This is a genomic window from Halolamina sp. (assembly GCF_036626355.1).
Taxonomy (GTDB): Archaea; Halobacteriota; Halobacteria; order Halobacteriales; family Haloferacaceae; genus Halolamina.
The window spans coordinates 1-26,273 of sequence record NZ_JAZKRY010000043.1 but is presented as its reverse complement, the minus strand read 5'-3'; the positions used below and the strand labels follow the sequence as shown (position 1 = coordinate 26,273).

Here is a 26,273-nt window from a genome sequence, read left to right as displayed (position 1 = left end):
GCCGCCGGTTCAGGGGCTCCCATCACCGACACGGATGGTTACGGCGGGACGGACTCGCAGTAATCACTATCAGTCCCCCAACGCCCAACCGAAGTGACATCCTCCTCGCCGTAAACGGCGAGGCTTCCCACGCATAGGTGATGCCGAGTTCGAGGAGCATGGCGCTGCCCGCGGGTCACGCGTTCGTCCTCCCGGTCGTCGTGGGGCTGGCATTCGGAAGATCACACCAGAAATCGCAGTGCTGTTTCGTCAGCGCGCTCCGGGCGTCGTCGCCGTCGCCGACGCGTATCCGATGCTGAGAGAAACGTCCTTCCGGCCGCTCCGGGTCCGGAAGGAGGGCAGCATCCACCCCCTGCTCCGCTGGCCGGCAGTCGTGACGGGCTTGCTCGAAACTCTCGTCGTCATCTGCGGGTGAACGCTCCTCGTAATTGGCGAGTATCCGTTCGCCCGCGGGCGAACAAGCCGTCGACGCCGGTCCCGGTTCGGGGACGTTCGACCTGACGCTCCGGACTGGTTTCGACGGCTTCTTCCGCGATGACAGTGTTTCGATTCGTAATGAGTGCGGAAGACGGGAGCGCCTTCGATATCTATCGACAGCGCGTCGAACGGCCGCTGTTCAGACTGTTCACCGAGTATGGACCGGGGCGGCTGAAGTGGCTCACTGTCGGGATGGTTGCGAACGTGTTCGCCCGCGGCGCGAGCCTGCTACCGCCACTGGTGCTCGGTGTTGCAATCGACAGCGTGCTCAGTGGCGATTCGCCATACAGCCTGCCGCTGGTACCGAGCGGCTGGCTCCCGACGACCGACCTCGAACAGTTCTGGTTCTCCGTCTGGCTCATCGTGGGCTCCTTCATCGTCACTGCGGTGTTCACCTGGGTCTACGGCGTTGCTGCCAACAACTTCGCCCATCGCGTGATGCACGCGGTGCGGACGGACAGCTTCGAGACGATGCAGCGCCTGGATATGACGTTTTTCGACGACAAGCAGACCGGGGAGGTGCTCTCGGTGCTGAACAACGACGCGAACAACCTGGAGAACTTCCTGGACAACGCCCTGCAGAACTCGGTGCGGCTGGGCGTGATGATCGTCGGTATCGCCATCATCCTCTTCTCGCTGAACTGGCAGCTCGCGATGGTGACACTCGTCGCGGTGCCGGCGCTGTTTGGGCTCACGGTCTGGTTCATGCGGGCCGTCGAACCACGCTACGTCGCCCGGCGGGCGAGCGTCGGCAATCTCAACACCCGGCTCGAGAACGCGCTCTCGGGCGTCGAACTCGTCAAGACCAGCGGGACGGAGTCCTACGAAACCGGCCGCGTCGAGGACGCCTCGTGGCGCTACTTCCGGGACACCATGGCAGTGCTCCGACTCAACTACGTGTACCGACCGGGGATGGAGCTCCTGGCCGGGATCTCCTTTGCCATCACGTTCATCATCGGCGGCCTCTGGATCTTTCGGGGCCAGGGCCCCCTGTTTCTCACCGGCACGCTCAGCTCCGGGGAGTTCGTCACGTTCCTGTTCATGACCCAGCGGTTCGTCACGCCGCTGGCCCAGGTGTCGAACATCGTCGATCAGTACGAGAACGCCAAAGCCTCCTGTGAGCGCGTGTTCGGCCTCATGGATATTCCCTCTCAGATCACCGAGGCCGAGGACCCCGTCGAACTCGAGGACGTGGAGGGCCACGTCGAGTACGACCACGTCGACTTCGGCTACGCCGGCGTGGCGGATGGTGAGCCAGAAGAGCTGGTGATCGAGGAGGTACGCTTCGAGGCCGAGCCGGGGGAGACCGTCGCCTTCGTCGGCCCGACCGGTGCGGGGAAATCGACACTCCTGAAGCTGCTGATTCGCCTCTACGATCCTGTCGACGGCGAGGTGCGCCTCGACGGCCACGATATTCGTGAGCTCTCACTCGAGAGCCTGCGGAACCACATCGGCTACGTCTCCCAGACGACGTTCCTCTTCGACGGCACCGTCGCCGAGAACATCCGCTACGGTCGGTTCGGAGCCGACCGAGAGGAGGTCATCGACGCTGCAAAATCGGCCGAGGCTCACGAGTTCATCACCGCGCTTCCGGACGGGTACGACACCCGTATCGGTGAGCGCGGGGTGAAACTCTCGGGCGGCCAGCAACAGCGCCTCTCCATCGCCCGAACGATGCTGCAGGACCCGGAGGTGCTCGTGCTCGACGAGGCGACCAGCGCCGTCGACACCGAAACGGAGATGCTGATCCAGCGCTCGCTCGATACGCTGAGTGCGGATCGCACCACGTTCGTCATCGCCCATCGGCTCTCGACGGTGCGGGAGGCCGACGAGATCCTCGTGCTGGAGGACGGCCAGATCGTCGAACGGGGCGACCACGAATCGCTGCTCGAAGAAGACGGCCTCTACGCGAAGCTCTGGGGAGTTCAGGCCGGCGAAATCGACGACCTTCCCGAAGCGTTCGTCCAGCGCGCTCGCGAGCGCGCCGCCGAGCGAACCGACAGGCTCGACGCACAGGCGGATAGCCTGAGCCCGAACGACGACTGACGCCGCTTCGACAGCGCTCGAACCGTTTTCACGTATTATCGCCCCACAACTCAGCCGATTCTCTGCGTATCGATCCGGAGCGAAGAGTGAGTGGATAGGTAGTGAGAGCTCCCTTACTCCACATCGCGGAAAATTCTTGTCTGTCCGGCGGGCAGCCGGACCGAGTCGGAATAAATAACAAATATCTTATACTTATGGGTTCATAACCGAGCCATCCAGACCTGCGTACAATTATTGCAGTCCTCTGGGTAGTAGGCCTCATGGCGAAGTACGTTGGACTCGATTGGGCCTCGAAAGGCTGGTTCGGAGTTATCCTCAGGGACGACAACTCGTGGGAGACTGACCACTTCCCGACGATATGGAGTCTCTGGAAGCACCATAGTGACGCTTCTCGCATCCTCATCGACATTCCAATTGGACTTCCATCGACGAGTCGGAGAGCCTGCGACGTCGAGGCGAAACGGGCACTCGACCAACAGGGGCGGAGCGTCTTCTACACACCAATCCGGGATGCAGTGTATGAACAGAATCTTGACAATGCAAAAGGGAGAAACGAAGAAGTCGGATACAGCATTCAGAACCAGGCCTGGGGTATCGTCCCCCGAATTCGAGAGGTCGACGAGTTCTTCGACATGAATCCGGGCGCCAGAGACCGCGTGTTCGAGACACATCCTGAGCTCTGCTTCTACTCGCTGAACGGACAAGAGACAGTCCCGTCTAAGAAGACCGAGGAGGGTATCGACCGGCGGAAGTCCCTGATCGCGGACGAGCACTCGGAAGCAGAATCTATCTACGAGGAGGCCTGTGACCTCTATCTCGCTCCAGAGTATGCCTCGTTCCTGCGAGCCAAAGACGATATCCTGGATGCCGTGGTGGCAGCAGTTACAGCCCGTCGCCCGATGAGTGAACTGACCCGACTGCCTGAGGGGGACGACCCTCCGCGAGATGCGCGGGGCCTTCCGATGCAGATGGTCTATCCGAATGATGTGACGCAGACCCGCCTTTCGACAGTAGCCCCAACAGAGCTGGACCACCCACGATGAACTCCGCTGTTCCCAGCACGGACGAGCTGACAGCTTGATCGGAGGGTTCCGAGGTCAACGAGTTGCGGAGGGTCGCTTCCACCGCGAGGGGGGGCCGGCGATGCAGGATGCTTTTGGACATCCCATGCGAACAGGCGTCAATGCTCGACGGCGTCAACGTCGCTCTCGGAGTCTCCGGCAGTATCGCCGCCGTGAAAACGGTCGAACTCGCGCACGAACTCCGGCGGGAAGGCGCCGCGGTCCGGGCCGTGATGACCGACGCCGCGACCAACATCATCGGGCCGTGGTCACTGGAGTTCGCCACAGAGAACGAGGTTGTGACCCAGATAACCGGGAGCGTCGAGCACGTCGAGCTCTGTGGCCGTGCGGGGTGGGCGGACGTGTTACTGGTCGCGCCAGCGACGGCCAACACCGTCGGGAAAATCGCCGCGGGCATCGACGATACGCCAGTCACCACCTGCGCGACGACGGCGCTGGGTGCCGGAATCCCGACTGTGGTCGCGCCGGCGATGCACGAACCGATGTACGACCACCCCGCAATCCCCGAAAAGCTCGCGACTCTGGAAGAATGGGGCGTGGAGACGGTCGACCCTCGCATCGAGGAGGGGAAGGCGAAGATCGCGACTGAGACAGCTATCCTCACGAGCGTCGCACGAGCAGCGGGCGAACAGCCCCTCGCTGGCGACACAGTGGTCGTCACCGCCGGCGGCACGACCGAAAAGGTCGACCCCGTTCGGGCGCTCACGAACCGCGCGTCCGGAAAGACCGGTCGCGCAGTCGCTCGTGGCTGCCACGTCCGTGGGGCGGACGTGCGACTGATTCACGGCGACATGCTCGGCGACCGGCCTGATACCCACTACGCCGAGACGACGTGGATCGAGTCCGTCGCGGAGCTCCAGGAGGCGACGTTCGACGCCGTGGCGGACGCCGACGCCCTGATTTCGGCGGCAGCTATTTCGGACTACACCGTCGATTCCGCCTCGGAAAAAATCCGGTCGGGCGAGGAGGAACTCAGCCTCAGCCTCACACCGACCCCGAAACTCGTCGACGCGGTCCGGGAGCGGTACCGCGACCTCCCGCTGGTCGGATTCAAGGCCGAAACGGCCGGCGACGACGCGGCGCTGGTCGAGCACGCGCGGTCACTGCTTGAGCGTATCGACGCCGTGTTCGTCGTCGCCAACGACGCGAGCGTGATGGGCGAGAACCGCACCCGAGCGTTGCTGGTCGACGCGGCGACCGAGGAACCGTACGAAGGCGAGAAATCCGGGCTCGGGCTGGCTGTCGCGGATCGATTGGCAGCAGCGTCTTCGGCCTAACCGTTACTCGCTGCCCGGCTCTTCGGGTCGCTGGTCGGTTCGCCCCGGCCAGCTCACGCCGTCGAGGAACTCCACGCCCATCCGCTCAGCGGAGCGGCTGATGAGGTGGGCGCCGGTCGGCGCGGTCACGAAGAGGAAGACGACCGTGACCAGCGCCGGCAGCCCCTCGCCTGCGGGCGCGTGATACACCCACGTCGCGAGCGCAATGGAGGAAGTCCCCATCGTCGTCGCCTTCGTCGTTGCGTGCAGCCGGTTGTAGACGTTCCCCAGCCGAATCAGGCCCACCGTTCCCACGATGAGGAAGAACACACCGACGACCACGAGCAGCGACACCAGCGCGAATCTGAGGAGGCTCACCGGACCGGTGTTCGCGGTGCCCTGGACCCCTTCGGCGACCAGTGGCAGGAGTATCGGGTCGGTCATCTGATGATGTCCCCCTCCGTGATGAAGCGAGAAACGGCGATGGTGCTGATGAAGCCGATGATCGCGAGGACGACCGCGACGTCGACGTAGAACCCGGAGTCGGTGTACATCGAGTAGAGCAGGGCGATGGCGACGACGTTCGTGGCGATGACGTCGAGAGCAACGACCCGGTCCGGGACGGTCGGCCCGATGATGACCCGGTAGCTGGCGGCAAGCGTCACCAGCGCGGCGAGCAGTAGCCCCCCTTCGAGCACCATCGCCAGCAGCCCGGTCGCTTCACTCATCGCGGTCACCTCCGAGCATCCCGTCGCCTTCCTCGACGACGTCGGGGTCGGGCACCGGATCTCCCGGTTTGAGCTCCTCGTCGAAGATGGCGAGGGCGTACTCCTCCCACACCCGGATGGGGTCGATAACCGCGTCGCGACTGGGTGCGGCGATACTGTGTACGTAGAGGCTGTTTCGGTCGGCGTCGTAATCCATTGTGAGTGTTCCGGGAGTGAGACTGATGCTGTTGGCAATCGTCGTGATGGCCGCGTCCGACCGGACCCGGAGCGGCACCTCGACCACGGCGGGCTCTATCGGGAGGCTCGGCGAGAGCACCATCCACGCAACCTCGAAGTTCGCGATTACGAGATCCTTGAGGAAGATCGAGACGTAGAGAATGGCGTAGGGCGCCACCCGGATGTTCCGGCTGAGCGGGAGTGACTGGCCGTAGAACCGACGCGTCGCGAACGCCAGTGGCAGCCCGAGTGCGAGGCCGATGAGGAACTCCTCGGCGACTCGCGTCGGCGTGAGTTCCATCCCGCGGACGAACAGCCACAGCAGTGCAAGCAGCAGCCCGTTGCCGGGCCAGCGACGGCTCATCGCTCCCACCACCGGGCAACCGCGGCCCGCGGAGCAGCGAGCAGTCGACAGCCGCGGGAAAGCGCCGGCCCAGCCACCAGGAGCAGCAGGCTGTGGGCCGACCCTGACTCACCCGCATTCGTGGCTGGCGAGACCGCTTCGATGTAGCCGGCTGTGTCGAGTGCGGCCTCCGCGGCCGCCTCGGCAGCGCTGAGCACGAATTCGAAGCCGACACCGGTCACAACCAGTGCGAGCGCCAGGGAGACGAGGACGCCGGCCTGAACCGGAGCAGCGGCCTCGTTGATGGCCGGCGGAATCTCGGAGTCGTCAGCCTCCTCGGCCCTGTCGCCGCCGTCGGTTTCCAGAAGCCGGCCGCCAAAGCCCGCGAGCACCGCGGCCGGCGCCGCTCCCCAGAACACCTCGTTCCAGACTCGGGAGAAGTAGGCGATCGTGAGCACCGCGCCGGCGAGCGCGACGCCGACAGCGAGTGACGCGCCGGGGGCGCCGAGCGCCCACGCTTCCGCAGCCGTCCGAAAGACGAAGAACTTCCCGAAGAACCCCGGCAACGGCGGGATACCGATGAGCGCCAGGATCCCGACGAAGAAGGCGGCGGCGACCAGCGGTGCCTGGCCGGCGACGCCGCCGAGCGTCTCGAAGCGGTCGGAGCCCACGGCGTCCGTGATGGTGCCGGAGACGAGATACAGCAGCGCCTTCGCCAGCCCGTGGTTGAACGAGTACAGCAGCGCCGCCGTCACGCCGAGCACGCGAAGCGACGGCACCGTCGCCGCCACCCCGAGCGGGAGCAGGATGAAGCCCACCTGCCCGATCGAGGAGAACGCCAACATCCCATCGATATCCTCACGGCCGACGGCGCCGACGCCGCCCAGCAGGATGCTCGCTGCACCGAGGACGAAGAAGATGGGACCGAAGAAGCCGAGGAACGCCCCATCTCCGGCAGGCACCAGTCCCGGGAGAGCGAAGCCGCCGACCTCGGCGGCCGCGAAGACGGTGAAGTAGAGTCGGACGATCGCGTAGACGCCCACCTTCTTCACGACGCCAGCGAGCATCGCCGTCACCGGGGCGGGGGCGGCCCGGTAGGCCGCCGGCACCCAGAAGTGGAACGGGACGATGCCAGCTTTCAGTGCGAACACCGAGAACAGCAGCGCGCCAAGCCCGAGCGTCGGCACGGCTGCGACACCGGAGTCAGGCGCGGCGAGCAATCGGGCCATATCTGCCATGTTGAGCGTTCCGGTCGTCGCGTAGATACCGCCGATGGCCAGCAACATGACGGCGGAGCCGAGCAGGTTCAGCACGACATAGGAGAGCGCCGCGCGGGTGTGCCGTGCGCCGGAGTAGAACAGCACGAGCACGTACGATGACATCAGCATCACTTCGAACCAGACGAAGAGGTTGAAGATGTCGCCCGTGAGGAACGCGCCGGAGACCCCTGCGAGCATGAAGTGCCAGAGCGTATGGAACGAGAGCCGCTGGCTGAACTCGTCCATGAAGTCCACGGCGTAGACGAGCGCAGGCAGCGATACCACCCCCGTGAGCACCAGCATGAACGTCGAGAGCGGGTCGGCGACGGCGACGATGCCGAACGGTGCCTGCCAGTTCGACACCTGGTAGACGAGCGTCTCACCGGCGAACACTCGGTTGGCGAGCAGGAGCACGGCGCCGAGATAGCCGACACTGCCGAGGACGCTCAGCCCACCCTGGAGCCGCGGCGTGGGACCGGTCAGCAGCGTGGCGACGGCAGTGAGCAGCGCGATGAGCAGCGGCGAGACCGCGAGGTGGGAGGTGCTCATTCGCGCTCACCCCCGCTGACTGGGTCGTCGGCGGTGTGGTCATTGGGTACCGCGTCCGGCGCGCCGCCATCCGCCACCGCTTCGGAGTTTGTGACTGCCCCCTCCTCGGCGACAGTGTGGAGGTCGATGGTGCCGTGCTCCTGATACACTCGATAGGTGAGCACGAGCGCGAGCGCCGTCGTCCCGAAGCCGATGACGATGGCCGTCAGCACGAGCGCCTGTACCAGCGGGTCCGAGACCGTCGCTGTGTCGGGCGCATGGCCGTGACCCAGGATTGGCGCGCCGCCGCCGAGCCCACCCATCGTCACCAGATACACGTTCGCGGTCTGGCTCACGATGGTGACGCCCCAGACGACTCGGACGATGTCCCGCCGGAGCATCAGGAACGTCCCGATGGCGAACAGCGTGCCAAGCACGACTGCGAGGACGAACTGCGTCATTCCGACCCCACCTCCGCGATGACGGTGAGCAGCCCCCCGACCACGACGAAGTAGACGCCGAGGTCGAACGCCAGCGCCGACGCCACCTCCAGTTCGTGGTAGAGAGGAATCCCCGTCACGAACGCCACTCCCTGAGTCAGGAACGGGTAGCCCAAGAGAATCGGCGCCAGTCCCGAGAGGAGCGCGATCGCGAGCCCGACAGAGAAGAGCCATCGGTAGGCTCCCGCCATGTCGAACCGCGGACGGTGGAGTAGCTCCTCGCGGATGTAATCCAGCCCGAAGATGATGTAGACCAGCACGAACGCGGTGGTCGTGAGCACGCCGCCGATGAACCCCCCGCCAGGGAGGTTGTGGCCCTGGAACAACAGCGAGAGCGCCACCACGACGATGATGGGGACGACCGTCCGGACGACGGTCCGGGCGATGACGGTCGTTTCGCGCCCGAACTCACGGGGTGCGCTCTCGGCCGACTCAACCTGGCGCTCCTCGGCTTCACTCATCGCATCTCACCATTGTCACGCATCCGGACCAACGTCAGGACTGCGAGCGCCGCCATCGCCACCACGGAGATCTCCCCCAGCGTGTCGAACGCCCGGAAGTCGACCAGGATCACGTTGACGATGTTGCCACCGCCACCGTAGTCGGTGAAAACGGCGCCGTGCTCGGCGGGCACGCCCGCCCGGGCGACGAAGAACTCCTTCATCGTCGACGGCGGCTCCGCGGCGGTCGTGATCAGCACCGTCACCGTCACGGTCAGCCCGGCGAGCGCCGAAAGCACGCCGTCCCGGATCGCCACTGCGCGCTCAGATTCACCGTAGTAGGCTGGGAGCTGGTCGAGCACGAGCAGGAACAGCCCCAAGACGAGCGTCTCGACGACCAGCTGGGTGAGCGCCAGGTCCGGCGCATCGGCCAGGATGAAGAATATCGCGACCATGAACCCGAGAATCGAGAGGGTCAGGACGCCCGCAATGTGGGATGGCGCCCGCCCGACGGCGAACGCGCCGAGGACAGCGACCAGCAGCACGATCGCGACGCGGATGGCCATCCCTGGGCCAAGCCCGGTGAACGCGGGGAGAGCAACACCGGCAACGAGGTAGCCCCCCAGCGCGAGCGAGACGATGGCCGCCACCGACCAGACGAGATAGGTCCGAAGCAGCGTCGGTTCGAGATACGGCGTCCCGCGAATGCTCGCGGCAGTGAGGCCGGTCACGCCGTTGTCGTACCACCAGTTGGCGCGGATCGGGCCGGTTGTGAGCTCGTTAATCAACTCGTGAAGCTGGCTGTAGCGTGGGTAAAGCGTCGCGCCGGTGAGGATCGTGAGCGCGCTCATGATCACGGGCGGGGAGACGTGGTCCGGGAGCTTCGCGTGGAGCTCCGGGTGACCCGGATCCCCGGGGAGCACGCTCGCGAACGCGTCGTTCGCGATGAACTCCGTCGTGATGTGGGTCCCGGCAGCCACGTCGAGCGAGATGAACGCGACGATTCCACCGAGCAGCGCAGGTGGGGCCAGCAGCGCGAGCCCCGGCGAGTGGACATGTGTCTCGGCGACGTGGTCGGTCTTCTCGCCCCAGAACAGCATCAGGAACCGGATCGAGTAGAGGAACGTGAAGACGGAGCCGAAGACGGCGATCACCGGCGCGAGCCACGTCAGTCCGCCGTAGTGGGCGCCGAACTCCCAGGCCGCGTCGAACAGCAGTTCCTTCGAGTAGAACCCGTTGAACGGCGGCACCCCCGCCATCGAGAGGGAGGCCACGGTGGCGACGGCTGCGGTGATCGGGAGCTCCGTCCGGAGCCCGCCGAGCTGCTTGATCTTCCGTGTCCCCGCTTCGTGGGCGATAATCCCGGCGACGAGAAACAGCGCGGCCTTGAACGACGCGTGGTTCAGGATGTGGAACGAGCCGGCCTCGCCGCCGATGGCCTCCGCGAAGCCGAAGCCGGCGACGATAAGTCCGAGATGGGAGGCCGTCGAGTAGGCCAGCAGCTCCTTGATGTCCGTCGCGCCGACCGCCAGAATCGCCGTCACGGTCATCGTCAGCAGGCCGAGCGCGACGAAGACGAACGTCCAGGCGGGGATGCCACTCTGTTCACCCGTGAGGAAGAACGGTCGGAACCGGCCAACGAGATAGACGCCGGCTTTCACCATCGTCGCGGAGTGGAGGAACGCCGAGACGGGCGTCGGTGCCTCCATCGCGTTGGGCAGCCAGACGTGGAACGGGACCTGTGCGGATTTAGTCGCGGCGCCGACGCCGAGCAGGAGTAGCGTCGGGACGAACAGCCCAGCGCCGCGGAGTTTCGCGATAACGGCGTCAGAATTCCCAATAAGTTCCTGGATGGCGAACGTCTCGCCCGCCCACGCGAGTAGCGCGAACCCCACGAGCATGAACAGGCCGCCCGCGACGGTGATGAGCATGGATTTGCGGGCGGCGTAGAGCGAGTCATCGTCGCCGGTGTAGTGACCGATGAGCAGGAACGAGGAGACGGAGGTGAGCTCCCAGAACGTAAACAGCGCGACGAGGTCCGACGCCAGCGCGACCCCGAGCATCGAGCCCATGAACGCGAGCAGCGTGGCGTAGTATTTCGCCTGCCCTGGTTCGCCGTGCATGTAGCCGCCGGAGTAGGTGAGAATTAGCGTCCCGACGCCGGTGGCGAGATAGGCGATAAGCAGCGAGAGGCCGTCCACGTAGAACGAAAGCGAGACGCCGAGGCTCGGGATCCACTCCACCGAGACGACGCCATGGGCTCCCGCGGCGTGAAGCTGGGCGACGATGCCCAGACAGACCGCAGCCACGGCGGCTGCCGCGTATGCGGTTCGCTCCCCCAGCACACGATAGAGGGCCGGAATGACCGCCGCCGCGGCAAACGGGAGCCCGACCAACGTCAGGACGAGCAGTGTCGATTGCACGCGGAACAATCGCGTCAGGCGGAACTTAGGTGTTCGGAACTTCGGGCCAAGCGGTGTGGTCAAGCTGGAGAACGGATAGATCCTGCCGGTTCGCTCCGTCGAGTCGACGCGTGGTAGCTGTCGCCCGAGACCGCCATGCTTTACACACCGCATCTGGAACCTGAGACATGGATAAACTTCGCCGCTCTCTGCTGGAGGCACCCATCATCGAGAAGGGTGAGTATCAGTATTTTGTCCATCCTGTCAGCGACGGGGTTCCGACGCTGGACCCGGGACTGCTTCGGGAGATCGTCATCCGGATCTGCCGAAAAGTAGAGCTTTCGGACGTGGACAAGATCGTCACGCCGGCAGCGATGGGCATCCACATCTCGACCTCTGTCTCCCTGATGACGGACATTCCGATGGTCGTCATCCGGAAGCGTCAGTACGGATTAGACGGGGAGGTGTCGCTCTCTCAACAGACCGGCTACTCCGAGTCCGAGATGTATATCAACGACGTGGAGGCGGGCGACACCGTGCTGGTCATCGACGACGTCCTCTCGACGGGCGGCACGCTCTCGGCCATCTGTGAAGCGCTGGATAGCATCGGCGCCGACCTCGCTGACGTGATGGCGGTCATCAAGAAAGCCGGCGACAACGAACTCGACAACACCGAGTACGAGTACAAATCGCTTATCAACGTCACAGTCGAGGACGGAGCGGTCGTCATCGTCGACGAACACGGCGACGGTTGACGGCAGGGAGTACCGGTTGTGGCCGTCTGCCGCCAGTACGGCGGGAGAACGACGCCTGGGGGACGAGGGTCGTGTGGGACTGAGTAATTTTCACGACAGAGACGTGGTACTCAAATAGGTACGTTTTAGTCGGCACTCGGTTCACAGTAGAGACATGGTTCGGCTCCCCGGCCGACTCGCCCGCTGGTTCTCGATCGAGCAACCGGTGTCCTACTGGACGTTCTGGTGGGCGTTACTCCGTGTTGTTCCCCTCCTCTTGGGCGTGTTCGCGCTGGTCACGATTGCCAGCGGGATGCAGTTCAGGCTCGATTCGCTCGCGCCCCTGCCCTTCGTGTTTATCTGCGCGACCTTCGGCTTCGCCGTCCGGGATCTGGACGAGGAGGGAGGGCTCATCTCACTACTGTTGGCCACGTTCTACAGCGTCATTCTCTGGCTGACGGGCACTGGTTCGGTACTCCTTCGGGAGCCGACGCCGATGCTCTCGGTCTTCGCAGCGCTCGCGGTCGTGGCGATGTTCACGGGGTTTGCCTCCCCGACGCTCCATGGCCGGCAGGAGAACGAGCAGTTCGCGCGTGTGTACCAGGACCGGTTGGACGACGACTGAGCCAGGAAGCACTCTCTCCTGGTTGGGAGAGCGTGACTCGCATGCCTCACCCCGGCGCCTGGCTTCTGGTGAAAAAGGCCGCGTGAGGGCTGCTTACTGTTCGCCGTTTTGCCGACCGTGAGGGTCTGCAGCGTCTTCGGCCTCGACCTCGGGGTCGTGCCGTCGGTACCACGCTGTCAGCTCTTCGAGCCGGTGGATGGCGCGGTCGGGGTCGCCGATGTTGTGGTTCTCCCCTTCGTAGAGAACCAGTCGGCACTCCGCACCGGCGCGCTGTGCGGCGACGTAGAGCTGTTCGGACTGTGACGGCGGACAGCGCCAGTCCTCGCCACCGGCGGTGATCAGCAGCGGCGTCTCGATGTTGCCAGCGTCGGTGATGGCCGACGAGGCGTCGATCTCCTCCGGGTTCTCCCACGGGAAGCCGTACTCGTTCTCCATCCAGACGTGAGAGTCGTCGGTGCCGTAGGCAGAGCGCAAGTCGTAGATCCCGTGTTCGGGCGCCGCAGCGGTGAGCAGGTCGGGGTACTGCGTCACCAGGTAGCCCTGCGAGATGCCGCCGTAGGAGAAGCCGTACCCGAACGTGCGGGCCCCGTCTGCCCAGCCACGGTCGATCATCTCCCGGATGCCGGCGGCGATGTCGCTGGCCTCGACGGTCCCCCACTGGCCGTGGAGCGTCTCGCAGAACTTCCGGCCGTAGGAGGAGCCGCCGCGGTAGTTCGGGCGGAAGACGATGTAGCCACGCGAGGTGAGCGCGGCGTGGTCGAAGCCGAACACTGGTTCGTCGTAGGAGACGGGACCGCCGTGAATCGCACAGACCAGCGGCGCCGGGTCGGACTCCCCGGGTTCGTACTCCGGCGGGTGATAGAGCACCCCAGAGATCTCCCAGCCGTCGTTCTCGTACTCGACGCGTCGGACGTCGGGCATCTCGTACTCCTCGATCAGGTCAGCGTTGACCGCAGAGAGCCGGGTAAGGGAGTCAGGCTCCGCGGCGGCGCTGAGGTTGTCGACGGGGAGTGCGTACGTATCGTGGCCCTCGTTCGGGTGCGAGAAGCCGAGGCCGGCGGTGTCGCCGCCGATAGAGAGCCCCGTGACGGCGCGGTCGTCGCCCTGCGCCTCGAACGTTCGCTCCCAGTCCGCTTCACCCGCCTCACAGCGCAGCACACGAGTACGAGCCTCGTCCCCGACGAGCGTGTAGAACGTCTCGTCGTCGGCCCACTCGAACGAGGAGCCACGCGCGAGCGTGCGGTCGAGGTCGGCCGTGACAGAGACGTACTCGTCGCCGTCCCAGACGCGGGCCTCCGTCGGGATACACCAGTTCGTGTCGTCGCCAGCGGAGAACGCCAGCCGGTCGCCGGACGGCGACCACGTCGGGCTGTTACAGCTCATATCGCTGTCGGTGATGATCGTCGCCTCGCCGCCCGCAGGTGAGACGGTCAGCACGTCGGTGATGAGCGTGTTATCCGGCTCGTCCTCCCGGCAGGAGATGAAGGCGATTTCGCCGCTTTCGCCCCAGTCGGGCTGGAGACCGCTCAGCCCCTCGAAGGCGCCCTGGCCGTAGGCGTCCGCCAGTTTCCGGGCGGAGTCGGCGTCCGCGGCGTCGTCGCCGTGGACCGACTCCTCACCGACGACGAACAGGTAGCTCCTGACGCTGTCGGTCCAGCCGACGCCGTCGAGTTTGTGCTGGACGCGCTCGGTTTCGATGGGGCCGCCCTCGCGACGCTCGTCGAGGTACTGCTCCTCGGCGTCGGTGGGGTCGCGCGCGGTGACGACAAGCCGGTTCCCGTCGGGCGCCCAATCGAACTCCCGGACGCCCTCCTCGAAGTCGGTTATCTGCTGGGCGTCGCCGCCGAGCGCGAGGTCGAACAGCCAAAGCTGTGACTTGGGCTCTTCCTCTTCGCCGCCGTTCCCGTTGGCCTCCGCTTCTTCCTCCTCGTCCTCTTCTTCCTCCTCGTCCTCTTCGTCCTCCTCGCGACCGGTTCGGAGGTCGCTATCTTCATCGCGGCTGGCGAGGAAGGCGAGGCGGTCTCCCGAAGGTGACCACGTCGGCGAACTCGCGCCGGAGACGCGGGTGAGTCGGTGGGGGTCCCGGCTGCCGTCTGTCGGGACGACGAACAGCGAGGAAACCTGTTCGTCGTTCTCTGGGTCGTACTCCGTCGTCGTGAACGCCGCCCGCTCGCCGTTCGGGTCGACCGCGACGGCACCGACCTGCGAGAGGTCGTAGTAGGCGTCGAGTGGTAACTCACTCATCATCCCACCCAATCACCGTATTGCGAAAAGCATGGGGGAAGAGGCAGGGAAACTGCGCGACCAGCGGGAGCGGAGGCAAACTGCCTCTCACACTGCGAGCGGGGAGGCAAACACTCTCGAAATCGCCCAGGACTGGGACTCGCTCCCGCTACTCCTCACTCTCAGGTTGGTCATCGCCATCGCCGTCCTCGGCCGAACCACCCCCGGTACCGGTGAACGGGAGGCTGGGGCCGCCGCCACCACTTCTCAGCCGTTGAACCAGCGCCACAGTCCCGAAGGCTGGCAGGCCGAGGACAACGACGTATGGGAGCACGTACGCGAGGCCGACGACGATTGCCCGGAGTGTCACGACGACGCCGTCGACGGACTCGAGGAACGCGGTGATGACGCCCGTATCGTACCACTTCTCCTGCTCGGGCGGGGTGTACTCGGGGCGCTCTTCGTGGAGATGGAGGGTGATCGTCGAGTAGGCCACCTTGTTCTCCAGCGTCCTGAGCCTGGCCTCGGTGGTCTCGATCTCGCGTTGAACGTCGGCGAGTTCACGCTGGACCGCCAGCACGTCCTCGGTATCGTTGGCCTGCTCGTAGAGTTCACGCAGGCGGTCGCGCTCGGCTCGGAGACTCTCCAGTCTCGCCTCGAGGTCAGCGTGGCGCTGAGTCACGTCGTTTACGTCCTCTGTCTCGGCCTGGACCGTCCCCTGTGCTTTGACGGCCTCCATGAACACGGAGTAGTTCTCCGCGGGCACGCGGTAGACAATAGTGCCGTCGGAGTAGGTCTCGTTGCGCCGTTCCTCGGTCCGGATCTCGGAACTGGAGACGTAGCCGCCGTAGCTGGCGACCGCTGTCGAGAGGTTCGAGCGACTGGCTTCGAACTCCGAGACTGTCACCCTGAGTTCCGCGGTCCGGATGCGCTTCCGGGTGCTATCCTGGGCCGCTGCCCCGCCGGACCGATCCGCCGGCGTGCCCGTCGCCTCCGCACGGCTCTCGGCGACGTCCCCGCCGTCCCCGCCCCCCATCGCCTCCGTTGCAGCCATATCTTGCCCGCCGCTTCCACTACAGCCTGCGAGCAGGAGGAGGCAGGCCAGCGCAATCGCCATCACCGGTCGGTTAGCTCGCATGGGTTTCTGTGGCCCCCGAAACGGCAAAAAAAGTCCGTAGCCACAAAGAGCGCTTTTAGTCACCGCGAGGGCCGATATCGGGAAGGCCCCGGCGGTATAAACAGGGGGTATGCAGCGTCAGTATCTCTCGATGGACTGGCGGGACGCCCTGTTCGTCCACTGGCCGGTCGCGCCCGAAACCGTCGATAACCGCCTCCCTGCCGGGATCGAGGCCAGAACCCACGACGGGTCGGCGTGGCTCGGCATCATCGCGTTCGTGATGGAGGACATTCGCCCGCGCGGCGTCCCACGCGCGCTGGGCCTGACCTTCGGGGAGGTGAATCTCCGGACGTACGTCGTCGGCCCAGATGGCGGAGAGGGTATCTACTTCTACAATCTCGACGCCAACGACCCGCTGGGGGTTCCCGTTGCGCGCCGGTTCTACCAACTCCCCTACTACCGGGCGACGATGGATATCGAGCGAAGCGGCCGGCTACCGGAAAACGACCGCCCAGGTACGGGGACGACCCGAGCGGTGGCGTTCGTCAGCCATCGAGTCCACCGCAGCGTCGCCGATGCCTACATCGACGCCACCTATGGCCCGCTCGGTGACTCCTTCCGACCCGGCAAGGGGACACTGGCGAACTTCCTCGTCGAGAACTATCGGTTCTACCTGGCAGGCGGCGACGTCGGCGGTGCCGAGGCCGAAACGAACGGCGACCTGTTCTACGGCGACGTCCACCACCCACCGTGGGACCTGTACGAGGCGGACCTCGACCTGCGGTCGACGAACCTGCCCGAGGCCAATGGGTTCGAGCGGCCAGACGCTGAACCGCTGACACACTACTCCCCCGGCGTCCCGGTCGAGGCCGACCGGGTGCGGAAACTCGACTGACTCGCCCGGCCGGACGCCGCTACCTTCAGGTGGGTCCGGACCACAGCGAAACTATGACTCCCGAGTCACTCCGAGCCGATATCCCCGCCTGCGAGGATAGTGTGTACCTGAACACCGGTGCCTCCGGTCCCGCAACGCAGCGGGTTGTCGACGCCGTCTCCGAGTTCGTCAGCTACCACGAAACCGAAGCACCGGTTGGGGAGGGCGCGTACCCCGCCGCCTTCGGCGCACTGGACGACGCGCGTGAGACCGTCGCCGACTTCCTGAACGCCGACCCGGAGGAAATCGCGCTGACCGAGAGCACCTCCGACGGCATCGCCCGCGTCGCTGCCGCCATCGACTGGGAGGCCGGCGACACCGTTGCCCGGACGGACCTGGAACACAGCGCCGGCATCCTCCCCTGGTGGAACCTCCATGAGCAGGGCGTCGGCGTGCGCATCGTCCCAACGAACGACGGACGGCTCGATATGGATGCTATCGAGGATGCCGTCGCGGAGTCGCGGCTGCTCTGTCTCAGCTCGATCAGCTGGAACTACGGCACCCAGCTCCCGATTCCGGAGGTGGTCGAACTCGCTCACGAACACGACTGTCTGGTGCTCGTCGACGCCGTCCAGACGTTCGGACAACGCCCCCTCGACGTGCGTGAGTGGGGTGCGGATTTCGTCGTCGGTGCTGGCCACAAATGGCTGCTCGGTCCATGGGGTGCCGGGATGCTCTACATCGACCGCGATATCGCCGAGGGGCTCCGGCCGGCACAGGTTGGCTACCGCTCCGTCGAGGCGCCCGGCGCCGCCGAACCGGAGTTCAAAGCCGGCACAAACCGGTTCGAGGTCGGGACCACCACACCGGCGCCCTATGTCGGACTCGAAACCGCGATCGAAACCATCGAAGAAGTCGGCTTCGACACCATCGCGACCCGAAGCGCGCGACTGACCGACCGGTTGAAAGCGGGGCTCGGTGAGCGTCTGCTTTCACCGGAGGGGTACGAATCGGGCCTCGTCAGCTTCGAGGCCGATGATCCGGAGGCGACCGTCGACCGCCTCGCCGCCGAGGATATCTTCGTCCGGACGCTCTCCTCCCCGGAGTGTGTTCGAGCCTCCCTTCACGTGTTCAACACGGCCGAAGACGTGGACGCGCTGCTCGAGGCGCTCTGAACCGGGCGTTCAGCGGACTCTGCGAGTCGCTACCGGAACGTCTGGAACTCCGCAGTCCGGCCGTCCGGGTCCGACGCGAAGAACTGGTAGATCTCGTAGCGCTCGTTCACGTGGGGCTCCTCCTCAGCGGCCTCGCTCACCTGTTCGTGCATCGCGTCGACGGCGTCCTCGTCGTCGTAGACGAACGTGAGTATGCCGTTCTCTTCAGTTTCCTCGCCGTCACAGAAGCCGAAACGGAACCCCTCGAAGGAGAGTATCGTACAGCCGGGCTGTTCGAGCCACACGTCTGCGCCGACGGTGTCGGTGTACCACGCGACGAGCTGCTCCCTGTTCTTCGTTCGAAAGAAGACGATGCCGCCAGCTCCCGCTGGTCGGTCGTCGGTTGCTCCTGCTGCCTCGTCGCCCTGCGTCCCAGTGTCGGTCATAGCCACCGCTCTGTTCGCCCAGCTGATAAACCATCTGCTGGTCGGCAGAGTCCGGTGACGCCGCCAGCCGTCGACCACCGGACCGTCGAACTGCTCGGACGACTCCCGAAGCAAGCGGTGACCGTCTGAACCGGCGATGGCCCCGTCCCAGCTCACCCGACAGCGTCGTGAAGATGGAAACCGCGGGGCTACGAGCCGGCGCCTCCGCCACCGCTGTTCTGCCAGTGGTTGAGACAGCCGGGCATCGGACGCGAATCGAATCCTGACACCGTGGAAAACTCGTGCCCGGGACGGGCAGCGATCAGTCGCTGTTCGGCACCGCGTAGGCGCCCGCGAGGAAGAATGCGAGGGCGAGCACCCCGAGCACCCCGAGGTCGTAGAGGGCCAGTGTCGTCGGCTCCGGCGCGCCAACTCGGGCGACCGACACCCGGTTGAACGTCAGATAGCGCACGCCGCGAGCGAAGTACGTCAGCGGCGAGAACGCCGTCACGGGCCGGAACCATTCGGGCAGCAGCGCCGGCGTGACGAACGTCTCCGAGAGGAATAGCAGCGGGAGTGCAACGGAGTTACTGGCGGCGATGACGCCGTCCTGCGAGTTCGCCAGCCGGCCCAGCACCGCGCCCAGCCCACAGAACAGCGTCACCCCGAGCGCGACGAAGGGGATGAGCAGGAGCAGATGCGGGCCGAGGGCGACGCTGGCACCCGTCAGCGCCACGACGAGGACGAGGATGAGCAGCGAGGCGGCGCCGATGACGAGCACGTTCACCAGCGTGTGCGCGAGCAACCACTCCCAGCGGGTCAGCGGCGTCGTCGCCAGTTTCTCGAATCGGCTCCCTGCGCGGTGCCGAGCGAACTCGCTCCCGACTCTGGAAAGCGGCGTGAACAGGACGACGACCGCGAGATAGCCAGGCAGGTAGTAGCCCGGCGGCTCCGCGAACAGCCCGCCCCCGGTCGGCTGGCTTTGAACCAGCACGCCGAAGATGAGGACGATGATCACCGGGAAGAAGAAGGTGAAAAACACCGCCGTCCGGCGTCGCAGGAACGCCCGCGCGCCGGCGTGGAACTCGCTTATCACCCGCCCCAGCCGGCTCATCGCTGCCCTCCATCGGGGTCGAGAGTTCCAGGTGCGCTGCCGTCCTCGGCGACCACCCCGCGCTGGGAGCGCTCACTTCCGAACCGCCGGCCCGTGAGTTCGAGATACACCTCCTCCAGCGTCGGCTCGGTCCAGGTGAACGATTCGTACTCGACACCGGCATCCGACAACGCCTCGACGGCCTCGTGGATATCGCTGGCGTTGATCCCGTGAAGCGTCACCTCGCCAGCCCCCTCCTCGACATTGTAGCCGCTCCTGGCCAGTGCCTCGGCACCCTCCTCAGTCTGGATGACCAGCCGTGGGTCGCCGCCGTGTTGCCCGACGAGTTCTGCCGGCGATCCGGAGGCAACGATTTGGCCATCGGCGAGCAGCGCGACCCGGTCAGAGAGCCGTTCGACCTCGTCCATCGAGTGGCTCGTGAGAAACACCGTCGTTCCCTCTGCAGCCAACTCCTCGATGACGCGCCACAGCCCGCGACGGCCTGTCGGATCGATACCGGTCGTCGGCTCGTCCAGGAACAGCACGTCCGGGTCATTGACGAGCGTGATGCCGACGCAGGCCCGTCGCTGCTGGCCGCCAGAGAGCTTCTCGTACCAGGTATCGGCGTCGGTTTCGAGACCAACGTCCCGCAGTACTGCATCCGTCTCGCGGGCATCGTCGTAGAGCCCTGCGTAGTAGTCGACCAGTTCCCTGGCCGTGAGCCGCTCGGGCGGGGAGAACGACTGCGGAAGCAGGCCGATACGCGAGCGCTCGGCGGCCTTGGGGTCGGCACCGAACACCGATGCCGTCCCGTCGTAGCTCGTCGTTCCGGTAAGACACCGGACGAGCGTCGTCTTCCCTGCACCGTTCGGGCCGATGAGGCCGAACACCTCTCCCTCGTCGATTGCGAGCGAGACGCCGTCGACGGCAACGGTGTCGCCGTAGCGCTTGCACAGCCCATCGGCGACGACTGCCGCGTGCATAGCCGAACTCCGCGCTGGGTTTGGGTAAAGCGTTCGGAACGCCGGCGAAGCGGCTACCTCCGGGGCGAGAGACAGCGAGGAATCAGGACCTGAACGACCGCCGGTTTCCGAGGTGGCGAACAGCGTCGGGCGTTAGACTGCCTGCGCCGTTCGACACAGCGAGAACTCCGCCGCCGCGGGCGTTGGGTACGCCGTGGTGAAGGGGCCCTGTTCGGTGATGGACTCGAACGCGCTCGTGAGCCACGCGCCGCCGAAGGCGAGTGAGCCACGACGGGCGTTTCGGGCCAGTAGTGCGGCCGAGAGCGCGCCCCGGCCCCACGCGTACGCACCGCTGAGGAACGCCGCTGCGCTGCCGTCGACACCGAATGTCGAAAGCAGTTCGATGCCCCCGACCCACGACGGCCCAATCAAGACCAGCGACGTCACCAACAGGAGGTCGCCCGCCTCCTCTGTCAGCAGCGTCAGTGTCCCCCGCATGGACAAACACGAACTGCCACTGGAGTATAAATGTTTTGTGGGACTCAGACTGACTGATAACTGGAGCCTGACGCTCGATATCGGGAGCAAGAAGCGCGACATAGCTCGTTCGATCATCCTCCGTGCGTCCGTCTGTTCCATCGGGAACCTCACACACCAAGTGGGACAACGAGGGTTTATTAACAGATGCAGCATTATTCATAACCAGATGCACACCCACGGTAGTTCGGCGGACGGCGGGGGCAGGACGGTCGATCAGCGCCGAGAATGGCTGACGGGTCTCAGCGGCGTCGTGCTCCTGCTGGCGGCGACGGTCCTCGCCGTCGCAGTCGGTGCGTGGAAGCTCATCGGTATCGGCTGGGTCGCCTTCCTCTCGATGGGCGCCGCGGCTGCGGTGGGGGCGCGGACAGGCTCCCGTGAGCCGACAGCGCTGGTCTGGGGCTCCGGGCTGGCAAGCGGTGCGATGGTCACCAGCGCCGCGCTGTTCCTCCTTCCCGATGCGATCGGCCACCATCCGGCGTTCGGCGGGCTGGGAGTCGCGGTCGGCATTCTCGGCGGGTTCTCCGCCCACGCGATCGGGCATCGTGTCACCCACGTCGGCCTGGGGGTCGACACCACCGTCGCCCAGTTGACGGCTCACGCCGCTGCGGCGGGCGCGATCATCGGCATCGTCTACGGGAACATGCCCGAACTCGGGCCGCTGCTTGGCGTCGCCATCGTCTCGCACAAGGGGCCGGCAGGCTACGCCGCCGCCGACCGGCTCTCCCGCAAGGGGCGCTCGTGGCTCCCGATACTGGTTCCCGCAGCCGGGGTGGGCGTCGTCGCGGTGCTCAGCAGCGTCGTCGCACTCCCCGCGTCGCCGGCGCTACGAGGGCTCGTCTTCGGCTTCGCGACGGGCGTGTTTCTCCACGTCGCCATGGACTTCCTCCCGCGGTGTGAGCTGGGGAGCGAAGTTCACGACGCCCTCGCCGTCGAGGGCGACGCACACGCGCTACTGGACCGGCTCCGCCTCCACGCGGTGGGCTCGACTGTGCTGGGCGGGCTGGTCGTCGTCCTGGCCTGGACCGTCGTCCAGTAGCTCAGTCCGCGAGCCGCTTCACCTGCAGACTGATCGCTGTGCCGACGACGAGAAGCACCACGAGGTTGAAGGCCGCCTGGAACAGCGAGCGGAACTCGCGGGTCACCCACTGGTTGATCACCGATGACATGTTCAGGTAGAACTGGATGACTGCGATCAGGGCGAGTAGCCCGAGCCCGAGGAGCAGCGCGTAGTTCAGCTTGCGCCGAAGGTCGTCGTCGATCCGGCGCTCGGACTCCCCGTTCGTTGGTGACTGCTCCTGACCAGCTGTCCCTTCCTCCTGGACGTCCTGCGCCGTTTCGCCGTTCTCGATATCCGCCTGTTCGAGTCCGTTGTCGTCAGTATCGTCGGTCATAGCGTGCTCTTGAAGGTCCGCAGTTGGTTCCCGGTTTCCCTGCTCCTCGTCACTCATCGTCGCCACCTCGCGAGTAGCGCAGCCGCGAGGAGTGCGACCACGGCGACGACCGGCCCGAAGCCGGGCGTCTCGGTCACGGTCTCGGCCTCGGTCGCTCTCTGGTCCCGATCCGGTCGCTCTTCGGGCGTGTCGGCGAACTCACCGGCATCGAACTTGACCTCCTGCTCAGTCTGGTTCGCATCGATGGTCTCGGTCGGGTCGAGGTTCACCACGCCGCTCGCGGTGTCGATCATGACGTCGTCGCGGGTCAGCACTGCGTCGATGTAGTAGTTGTACTCGCTCGGCACCGACACCTCGGTGGTGACCATCCTGCTGCGTCCCTCGCGGATGTCACCAGCGTCGACGGTGGAGCGCGAGGCCACGACGTTCGATTCAGCCTGGCGGACGATGAACGTCAGCGAGAGATCGTTCCCCTGGTTGGGGCCCGCGGCGGTGAGCCAGGCACCGAGCTCCAGCGTCGTGCGGTCTTCGTTGGCCTCGACCACCGAGACGGAGATGGGGTCGAGCACCGGGTCCTCGGTGAACGAGACGTTCGACTCGGCGTAGCCGGGCGTCAGCGCTGAAACCCCTCGAACGGTCCGCGAGAAGCTGTCGACACGAGTGTCGTTGCGGTAGACGACGGCTTCGAGCTGGTACCCGCCCTCGCGCTCGACGGCGAGGGTCGCGGACACCTCCTGCTCGCCGTCGCTCCGCATCGTTCCAACCGCGACGCGCTTTTCGGCTTTCAGCAAGCCTGACTGTGTGTCGATAGCCCTGAACCGAACCGAAACGTTCTCGGTCGGGTTGCCTCGGTGGCGAAGCGTGGTATGTAGCGTTAGCTCCGCGGTCTGTCCAGTTATCTCCCCAGTTGAGACGGCCGTGTCGACGATGTCGACGTGTCCGGGGCGTATCGGCCCCTCGTCGCTCGGGTCGGCGAGCACACCGGGCGCCACGACGGCGCCGAGGAGGGCGATTCCGACGATCAGCACTGCTGCGCCGGCAAGTAGTCGTTCCCTGTCCATGTCGGAACGGTAAGGTGAGTGCTACAAGTGCTTTGTGTGAGACGCCACAGCCAGACCGACTGAGTACAGCCGGCTACTCCCTGGAACCCCCGCTACAGCTCCGTGTCGAGAAAGGCGAGTTCGTGGTTGAGCGTCCGTTCTAGCGCGCCACCCGAGAGTGGCTCGTAGTGGTCAGTCGGCACCTGAACGAGCGACGCCGCCGAGACCGACTCGGTCAAGGCGGTGACAGCGTCGGGAGGCGCAATCGAATCGTGTTCGCCGGCGACGAACAGGATGGGCGATCTCAGTTCCTCAACTGACCCGCGAACATCGTGACCCTGGAGTTTCACGAGCGAACGCGCAGGCGTCGTTCCCGGGTCGCGCCCGACAGCCGCTCGTGCGCCGGTAGCGGCACCGTCCGCGCCGATGGCTGTGACCGCATCAGCGGCACCGAACAGCGGGACGCGCTTCCCGCGGCACTCGGCCGGAACCTCCCGCAGTCGACCGAGCACCGACAGCGGGTAGTCGACTACGCCCGTTGCCAGCCCGCGGAGTCGGGGGCTGACCCACTTCGGGAGGAGCGTCGCTCCGTCGACGACGGGGAACCGGGCGATGACGGCGTCGACAGCCGCCGACTCGGCAGCGGCCGCGAGCGCGGTGCCGGCCGAAAGGTCCATCCCCCAGAGTGCGAGGCTATTGCCGTCGACTTCCGGTGCGGAGCGCGCTGTCTCGATGGCTGCGTCGAGGTCAGCGCGCTGCCGGGCCGGCGAAACGAGCTGTCCCTCGCCACTGTTTCCGAAGCCGCGGTGGTCGAACGCGAGCGCGGCGTATCCCCGGTCGGCAAGGCGTTCGGCGGTCGCTTCGAGCGTTGGCCGCCACGGGAGTCCCACGCCGGGTGCGAGCACGACGACTGGCGGGTCGGTGGGCCGGTCGGGCGTGTAGAGCAGCCCACGGCACGCATCGTCGGCGCCGAAGCGAACACCCCGCGTCGAGAACGCGTAGCGGCTCGGTTTCTCCCGCCGCGCGTGACCGTCGCTCACGGCTCCTCCAGCGTGTCGAGCACGCGCGCCGAGAACTCGGTCTCGCTGATGCGGTAATCGGCCAGCGCCTCGAACCAGTCCGCCTCGGCGTGCCACTCCCCCTGGACGTCCGAATCGCTTCGAAGCACGGTTCCCTCCACACGCCGCGTTTCGAGCTCGTCCTCGAACAGGTCGATGAAGCTGGTGAGCGCACGCCCGATCTCCCCGTGGTTCACCGACGCTCCCGGGAACGCGGTGGTGTAGGTGAGTTCGATGGGGTCACCCAGTTCGAGCCGTTCGACGCTGATGGCGTTGCTCCGGAGTTCAGCTTCAACTCCGGTTAGCTCGTCGGTCATGAACGGCGATTCCACTGGCGGGGAGTAAAACGTTGCTTACGGAAGGACCGAGCTTCCCGCCGGAAGGTCAGCGGGACAGCTCTGTCCCGTGTGTGAGGGCAGGGGTGTGGTTACGTCAGAGGCAGTCGCCCTCTCACACGTAACAGCGTATACTCTCCGGTTCATCAAAAGCACTCGGTGAACTGTGTTTCACTTCCCGTCATGCAAAAAACCGTTTGAGGGCGTGCCGGACGCTGTCAATCGTGCCAACGGAAGTTCACCTCACCAACGCAATACTGCACCCGGATCACACCCGACTACGAGTGGCCTGACCGAAGAGATATACCGCGCCGGCGTTGTCCTCACATACCATGTCCGAGGGTGTCGACAGATCCATCGAAGCGTTCGACCTGCTTTCAGACGAACTGCGCCTCGACATCCTCCGTACCCTCGGGGAGGCGATGGCAGGTGACGATGAGATTCCGATGTCGTTTTCGGAACTGCAGCGCCGGGTCGGCGTCGAGGACAACGGCCGGTTCAACTATCACCTCACAAAACTTGTCGGGGGATTCGTCAGGAAAGTTGACGGCGGCTATAAACTCCGCCCGCCGGGAATCAGCGTCTATCAGGCGATTATCTCCGGGGCGTACATCGACGAGGGCGACGTCGAGCCCACCCAGGTCGAAGGGGAGTTCTGTAACGACTGTCAAGCTGCCGGCGAAGCGTGGTACGAGAACAGTCAGTTCCATCTGGGCTGTGTGGAGTGTGGGAAGCTCATCATTCATTACCCCATCCCGCCGGGGAGCTTCGATCGGGATGAGCCGGAGTCGATGCTCACCGCGGGGAGTGCGTGGATTCTCCGGGACCAGGTCACCGCCCAGCAGGGTGTCTGTCCGTACTGTGCCGGCACTGTCGAGGCGACGCTTTCGGGCGACGATAGCGGGATGTCGGCACTTGGCAAGCGGAAGTACACCGGTGTCGTGAGCTTCGATTGTCGGCGCTGTAGCTGGGTGCTCTACTGCAACCCACCGTTTGCAATAAGCACCGACCCCGTCGTCATCGGCTTCTTCAGCAAACACGATATCGACGTGTTCGACCGTCACCCGTGGACGACCTACCCTGACGCCGAGGAGCGAATCCTCTCGAGGGATCCGTGGCGCGTCGAGGTTCGCTATCACGTCGACGACGTGGAACTGCACGTGACGATCGACGAAAACACCGACATCATCGACGCCTCCGAGGTCACGCCCGAACGGGCCGAGTGAGCGAGCGAACCGACGTCGGTTCCGACCGCTCAGTCCTCCCTGTCAGGCAGCGCGATAACGGGTCGCTCGGTCTCTATCACCAGCCGGAAGCTGTGGTCACCTGCGAGAAACTTCTGGAGTCGACCGCCTTCACGCGGGTGGAAGGCGATCGCGCTCGCGTCGATCTCGTCGGCCACTTCGCAGATGGCCTCGGCGACGT

At 65.5% G+C, this 26,273-nt stretch carries 26 protein-coding genes and 1 pseudogene; 10 read left to right on the top strand and 17 right to left on the bottom strand.

The annotated features are described in order from the left end of the window. Positions 1-238: 238 nt before the first annotated feature. From V5A38_RS08510 to coaBC, 4 genes are all read left to right on the top strand, one after another. A complete protein-coding gene (locus V5A38_RS08510; RefSeq protein WP_332325331.1) occupies positions 239-415 on the top strand; it encodes a hypothetical protein in 177 nt (58 codons plus the stop codon). A 140-nt stretch (positions 416-555) separates the two neighbouring features. Continuing rightward, the gene (locus V5A38_RS08505; protein WP_332325330.1) at positions 556-2,523 is read left to right on the top strand and encodes an ABC transporter ATP-binding protein; all 1,968 of its coding nucleotides are present in this window, start codon (positions 556-558) and stop codon (positions 2,521-2,523) included. 260 nt (positions 2,524-2,783) lie between these two features. Then, positions 2,784-3,566: a DUF429 domain-containing protein gene (locus V5A38_RS08500; protein ID WP_332325329.1), complete on the top strand. Its 783-nt coding sequence runs from the start codon at positions 2,784-2,786 to the stop codon at positions 3,564-3,566. Between the two features lie 140 nt (positions 3,567-3,706). Continuing rightward, the gene (coaBC, locus tag V5A38_RS08495; RefSeq protein ID WP_332325328.1) at positions 3,707-4,882 is read left to right on the top strand and encodes a bifunctional phosphopantothenoylcysteine decarboxylase/phosphopantothenate--cysteine ligase CoaBC; all 1,176 of its coding nucleotides are present in this window, start codon (positions 3,707-3,709) and stop codon (positions 4,880-4,882) included. A gap of 3 nt (positions 4,883-4,885) precedes the next feature. Here the strand turns inward: coaBC and mnhG are convergent, their stop codons facing one another. From mnhG to mbhE, 7 genes and pseudogenes are all read right to left on the bottom strand, one after another. After that, on the bottom strand, positions 4,886-5,305 hold the full coding sequence (gene mnhG / locus V5A38_RS08490; protein ID WP_332325327.1) for a monovalent cation/H(+) antiporter subunit G: 420 nt from the start codon (positions 5,303-5,305) through the stop codon (positions 4,886-4,888). After that, the gene (locus V5A38_RS08485; RefSeq protein WP_332325326.1) at positions 5,302-5,589 is read right to left on the bottom strand and encodes a monovalent cation/H+ antiporter complex subunit F; all 288 of its coding nucleotides are present in this window, start codon (positions 5,587-5,589) and stop codon (positions 5,302-5,304) included. The genes mnhG and V5A38_RS08485 overlap by 4 nt, the downstream gene beginning before the upstream one ends. Then, positions 5,582-6,169 (bottom strand): Na+/H+ antiporter subunit E, encoded by a 588-nt coding sequence (locus V5A38_RS08480; protein ID WP_332325325.1) that lies wholly within the window; start codon positions 6,167-6,169, stop codon positions 5,582-5,584. The genes V5A38_RS08485 and V5A38_RS08480 overlap by 8 nt, the downstream gene beginning before the upstream one ends. Continuing rightward, positions 6,166-7,956, bottom strand: a complete 1,791-nt coding sequence (locus V5A38_RS08475) for a proton-conducting transporter membrane subunit (RefSeq protein ID WP_332325324.1) — start codon at positions 7,954-7,956, stop codon at positions 6,166-6,168. The genes V5A38_RS08480 and V5A38_RS08475 overlap by 4 nt, the downstream gene beginning before the upstream one ends. 110 nt (positions 7,957-8,066) lie before the next feature. Further along, a pseudogene (locus V5A38_RS08470) lies at positions 8,067-8,396 on the bottom strand (sodium:proton antiporter); the annotation flags it as partial. Next, the gene (locus V5A38_RS08465) at positions 8,393-8,896 is read right to left on the bottom strand and encodes an MnhB domain-containing protein (RefSeq protein ID WP_332325322.1); all 504 of its coding nucleotides are present in this window, start codon (positions 8,894-8,896) and stop codon (positions 8,393-8,395) included. The gene V5A38_RS08465 and the pseudogene V5A38_RS08470, both read right to left, overlap by 4 nt. Then, entirely contained in the window at positions 8,893-11,298 is a 2,406-nt protein-coding gene (gene mbhE / locus V5A38_RS08460) for a hydrogen gas-evolving membrane-bound hydrogenase subunit E (RefSeq protein ID WP_332325321.1), read from the bottom strand. The genes V5A38_RS08465 and mbhE overlap by 4 nt, the downstream gene beginning before the upstream one ends. Positions 11,299-11,465: 167 nt before the next feature. Between mbhE and hpt the strand changes: the two genes are divergently transcribed. After that, positions 11,466-12,032: a hypoxanthine/guanine phosphoribosyltransferase gene (hpt, locus tag V5A38_RS08455; RefSeq protein ID WP_332325320.1), complete on the top strand. Its 567-nt coding sequence runs from the start codon at positions 11,466-11,468 to the stop codon at positions 12,030-12,032. A gap of 154 nt (positions 12,033-12,186) precedes the next feature. After that, positions 12,187-12,636: a hypothetical protein gene (locus tag V5A38_RS08450; protein WP_332325319.1), complete on the top strand. Its 450-nt coding sequence runs from the start codon at positions 12,187-12,189 to the stop codon at positions 12,634-12,636. 93 nt (positions 12,637-12,729) lie between these two features. Here V5A38_RS08450 and V5A38_RS08445 read toward each other — a convergent pair whose 3' ends face one another. Together V5A38_RS08445 and V5A38_RS08440 are read right to left on the bottom strand one after the other, a co-directional pair. Further along, a complete protein-coding gene (locus V5A38_RS08445; protein ID WP_332325318.1) occupies positions 12,730-14,880 on the bottom strand; it encodes a S9 family peptidase in 2,151 nt (716 codons plus the stop codon). Positions 14,881-15,028: 148 nt separating this feature from the next. After that, positions 15,029-15,997, bottom strand: coding sequence for a DUF4349 domain-containing protein (locus V5A38_RS08440; protein ID WP_332325317.1), 969 nt, complete (start codon positions 15,995-15,997; stop codon positions 15,029-15,031). Positions 15,998-16,106: 109 nt separating this feature from the next. Between V5A38_RS08440 and V5A38_RS08435 the strand changes: the two genes are divergently transcribed. Next, entirely contained in the window at positions 16,107-16,871 is a 765-nt protein-coding gene (locus V5A38_RS08435) for a DUF2071 domain-containing protein (RefSeq protein WP_332325316.1), read from the top strand. 53 nt (positions 16,872-16,924) lie between these two features. Beyond that, on the top strand, positions 16,925-18,025 hold the full coding sequence (locus tag V5A38_RS08430; protein ID WP_332325315.1) for an aminotransferase class V-fold PLP-dependent enzyme: 1,101 nt from the start codon (positions 16,925-16,927) through the stop codon (positions 18,023-18,025). 29 nt (positions 18,026-18,054) lie between these two features. Here V5A38_RS08430 and V5A38_RS08425 read toward each other — a convergent pair whose 3' ends face one another. The 4 genes from V5A38_RS08425 to V5A38_RS08410 all read right to left on the bottom strand — a co-directional run bounded on the left by V5A38_RS08425 (position 18,055) and on the right by V5A38_RS08410 (position 20,982). Then, positions 18,055-18,450: a VOC family protein gene (locus V5A38_RS08425; RefSeq protein ID WP_332325314.1), complete on the bottom strand. Its 396-nt coding sequence runs from the start codon at positions 18,448-18,450 to the stop codon at positions 18,055-18,057. A 301-nt stretch (positions 18,451-18,751) separates the two neighbouring features. After that, entirely contained in the window at positions 18,752-19,543 is a 792-nt protein-coding gene (locus V5A38_RS08420) for an ABC transporter permease (protein WP_332325313.1), read from the bottom strand. Next, complete coding sequence (locus V5A38_RS08415) at positions 19,540-20,505, bottom strand: ABC transporter ATP-binding protein (RefSeq protein ID WP_332325312.1); 966 nt, start codon at positions 20,503-20,505, stop codon at positions 19,540-19,542. The genes V5A38_RS08420 and V5A38_RS08415 overlap by 4 nt, the downstream gene beginning before the upstream one ends. Positions 20,506-20,637: 132 nt before the next feature. Continuing rightward, positions 20,638-20,982: a hypothetical protein gene (locus V5A38_RS08410; RefSeq protein ID WP_332325311.1), complete on the bottom strand. Its 345-nt coding sequence runs from the start codon at positions 20,980-20,982 to the stop codon at positions 20,638-20,640. A 208-nt stretch (positions 20,983-21,190) separates the two neighbouring features. Here V5A38_RS08410 and V5A38_RS08405 point away from each other — a divergent pair, with 208 nt between their 5' ends. Further along, on the top strand, positions 21,191-22,060 hold the full coding sequence (locus tag V5A38_RS08405; RefSeq protein WP_332325310.1) for a ZIP family metal transporter: 870 nt from the start codon (positions 21,191-21,193) through the stop codon (positions 22,058-22,060). Between the two features lies 1 nt (position 22,061). Here the strand turns inward: V5A38_RS08405 and V5A38_RS08400 are convergent, their stop codons facing one another. The 4 genes from V5A38_RS08400 to V5A38_RS08385 form a co-directional block, all read right to left on the bottom strand. Continuing rightward, positions 22,062-22,472, bottom strand: a complete 411-nt coding sequence (locus tag V5A38_RS08400) for a hypothetical protein (RefSeq protein ID WP_332325309.1) — start codon at positions 22,470-22,472, stop codon at positions 22,062-22,064. Further along, complete coding sequence (locus V5A38_RS08395; RefSeq protein WP_332325308.1) at positions 22,469-23,476, bottom strand: PGF-CTERM sorting domain-containing protein; 1,008 nt, start codon at positions 23,474-23,476, stop codon at positions 22,469-22,471. Before V5A38_RS08395 ends, V5A38_RS08400 begins: the two co-directional genes overlap by 4 nt. 92 nt (positions 23,477-23,568) lie before the next feature. Continuing rightward, on the bottom strand, positions 23,569-24,495 hold the full coding sequence (locus V5A38_RS08390; RefSeq protein WP_332325307.1) for an alpha/beta hydrolase: 927 nt from the start codon (positions 24,493-24,495) through the stop codon (positions 23,569-23,571). Next, positions 24,492-24,830 (bottom strand): hypothetical protein, encoded by a 339-nt coding sequence (locus V5A38_RS08385; RefSeq protein ID WP_332325306.1) that lies wholly within the window; start codon positions 24,828-24,830, stop codon positions 24,492-24,494. The genes V5A38_RS08390 and V5A38_RS08385 overlap by 4 nt, the downstream gene beginning before the upstream one ends. Positions 24,831-25,180: 350 nt before the next feature. Between V5A38_RS08385 and V5A38_RS08380 the strand changes: the two genes are divergently transcribed. Then, positions 25,181-26,074 carry a helix-turn-helix domain-containing protein gene (locus V5A38_RS08380; RefSeq protein WP_332325305.1) on the top strand — a complete coding sequence of 298 codons (894 nt, stop codon included), beginning with the start codon at positions 25,181-25,183 and terminating at the stop codon, positions 26,072-26,074. Positions 26,075-26,273 lie beyond the last annotated feature (199 nt).

Bases quoted from the DNA above. Each gene is read 5' to 3' on its own strand.
- V5A38_RS08480 (WP_332325325.1), bottom strand. From the start codon at position 6,169: ATGAGCCGTCGCTGGCCCGGCAACGGGCTGCTGCTTGCACTGCTGTGG.
- V5A38_RS08405 (WP_332325310.1), top strand. From the start codon at position 21,191: ATGCACACCCACGGTAGTTCGGCGGACGGCGGGGGCAGGACGGTCGAT.
- V5A38_RS08410 (WP_332325311.1), bottom strand. From the start codon at position 20,982: ATGCGGGGGACACTGACGCTGCTGACAGAGGAGGCGGGCGACCTCCTG.
- hpt (WP_332325320.1), top strand. From the start codon at position 11,466: ATGGATAAACTTCGCCGCTCTCTGCTGGAGGCACCCATCATCGAGAAG.
- V5A38_RS08430 (WP_332325315.1), top strand. From the start codon at position 16,925: ATGACTCCCGAGTCACTCCGAGCCGATATCCCCGCCTGCGAGGATAGT.
- V5A38_RS08450 (WP_332325319.1), top strand. From the start codon at position 12,187: ATGGTTCGGCTCCCCGGCCGACTCGCCCGCTGGTTCTCGATCGAGCAA.
- V5A38_RS08485 (WP_332325326.1), bottom strand. From the start codon at position 5,589: ATGAGTGAAGCGACCGGGCTGCTGGCGATGGTGCTCGAAGGGGGGCTA.
- mnhG (WP_332325327.1), bottom strand. From the start codon at position 5,305: ATGACCGACCCGATACTCCTGCCACTGGTCGCCGAAGGGGTCCAGGGC.
- V5A38_RS08395 (WP_332325308.1), bottom strand. From the start codon at position 23,476: ATGGACAGGGAACGACTACTTGCCGGCGCAGCAGTGCTGATCGTCGGA.
- V5A38_RS08400 (WP_332325309.1), bottom strand. From the start codon at position 22,472: ATGAGTGACGAGGAGCAGGGAAACCGGGAACCAACTGCGGACCTTCAA.
- V5A38_RS08475 (WP_332325324.1), bottom strand. From the start codon at position 7,956: ATGAGCACCTCCCACCTCGCGGTCTCGCCGCTGCTCATCGCGCTGCTC.
- V5A38_RS08440 (WP_332325317.1), bottom strand. From the start codon at position 15,997: ATGCGAGCTAACCGACCGGTGATGGCGATTGCGCTGGCCTGCCTCCTC.
- V5A38_RS08505 (WP_332325330.1), top strand. From the start codon at position 556: ATGAGTGCGGAAGACGGGAGCGCCTTCGATATCTATCGACAGCGCGTC.
- V5A38_RS08415 (WP_332325312.1), bottom strand. From the start codon at position 20,505: ATGCACGCGGCAGTCGTCGCCGATGGGCTGTGCAAGCGCTACGGCGAC.
- V5A38_RS08425 (WP_332325314.1), bottom strand. From the start codon at position 18,450: ATGACCGACACTGGGACGCAGGGCGACGAGGCAGCAGGAGCAACCGAC.
- V5A38_RS08465 (WP_332325322.1), bottom strand. From the start codon at position 8,896: ATGAGTGAAGCCGAGGAGCGCCAGGTTGAGTCGGCCGAGAGCGCACCC.
- V5A38_RS08500 (WP_332325329.1), top strand. From the start codon at position 2,784: ATGGCGAAGTACGTTGGACTCGATTGGGCCTCGAAAGGCTGGTTCGGA.
- V5A38_RS08385 (WP_332325306.1), bottom strand. From the start codon at position 24,830: ATGACCGACGAGCTAACCGGAGTTGAAGCTGAACTCCGGAGCAACGCC.
- V5A38_RS08420 (WP_332325313.1), bottom strand. From the start codon at position 19,543: ATGAGCCGGCTGGGGCGGGTGATAAGCGAGTTCCACGCCGGCGCGCGG.
- V5A38_RS08380 (WP_332325305.1), top strand. From the start codon at position 25,181: ATGTCCGAGGGTGTCGACAGATCCATCGAAGCGTTCGACCTGCTTTCA.
- coaBC (WP_332325328.1), top strand. From the start codon at position 3,707: ATGCTCGACGGCGTCAACGTCGCTCTCGGAGTCTCCGGCAGTATCGCC.
- V5A38_RS08445 (WP_332325318.1), bottom strand. From the start codon at position 14,880: ATGAGTGAGTTACCACTCGACGCCTACTACGACCTCTCGCAGGTCGGT.
- V5A38_RS08435 (WP_332325316.1), top strand. From the start codon at position 16,107: ATGCAGCGTCAGTATCTCTCGATGGACTGGCGGGACGCCCTGTTCGTC.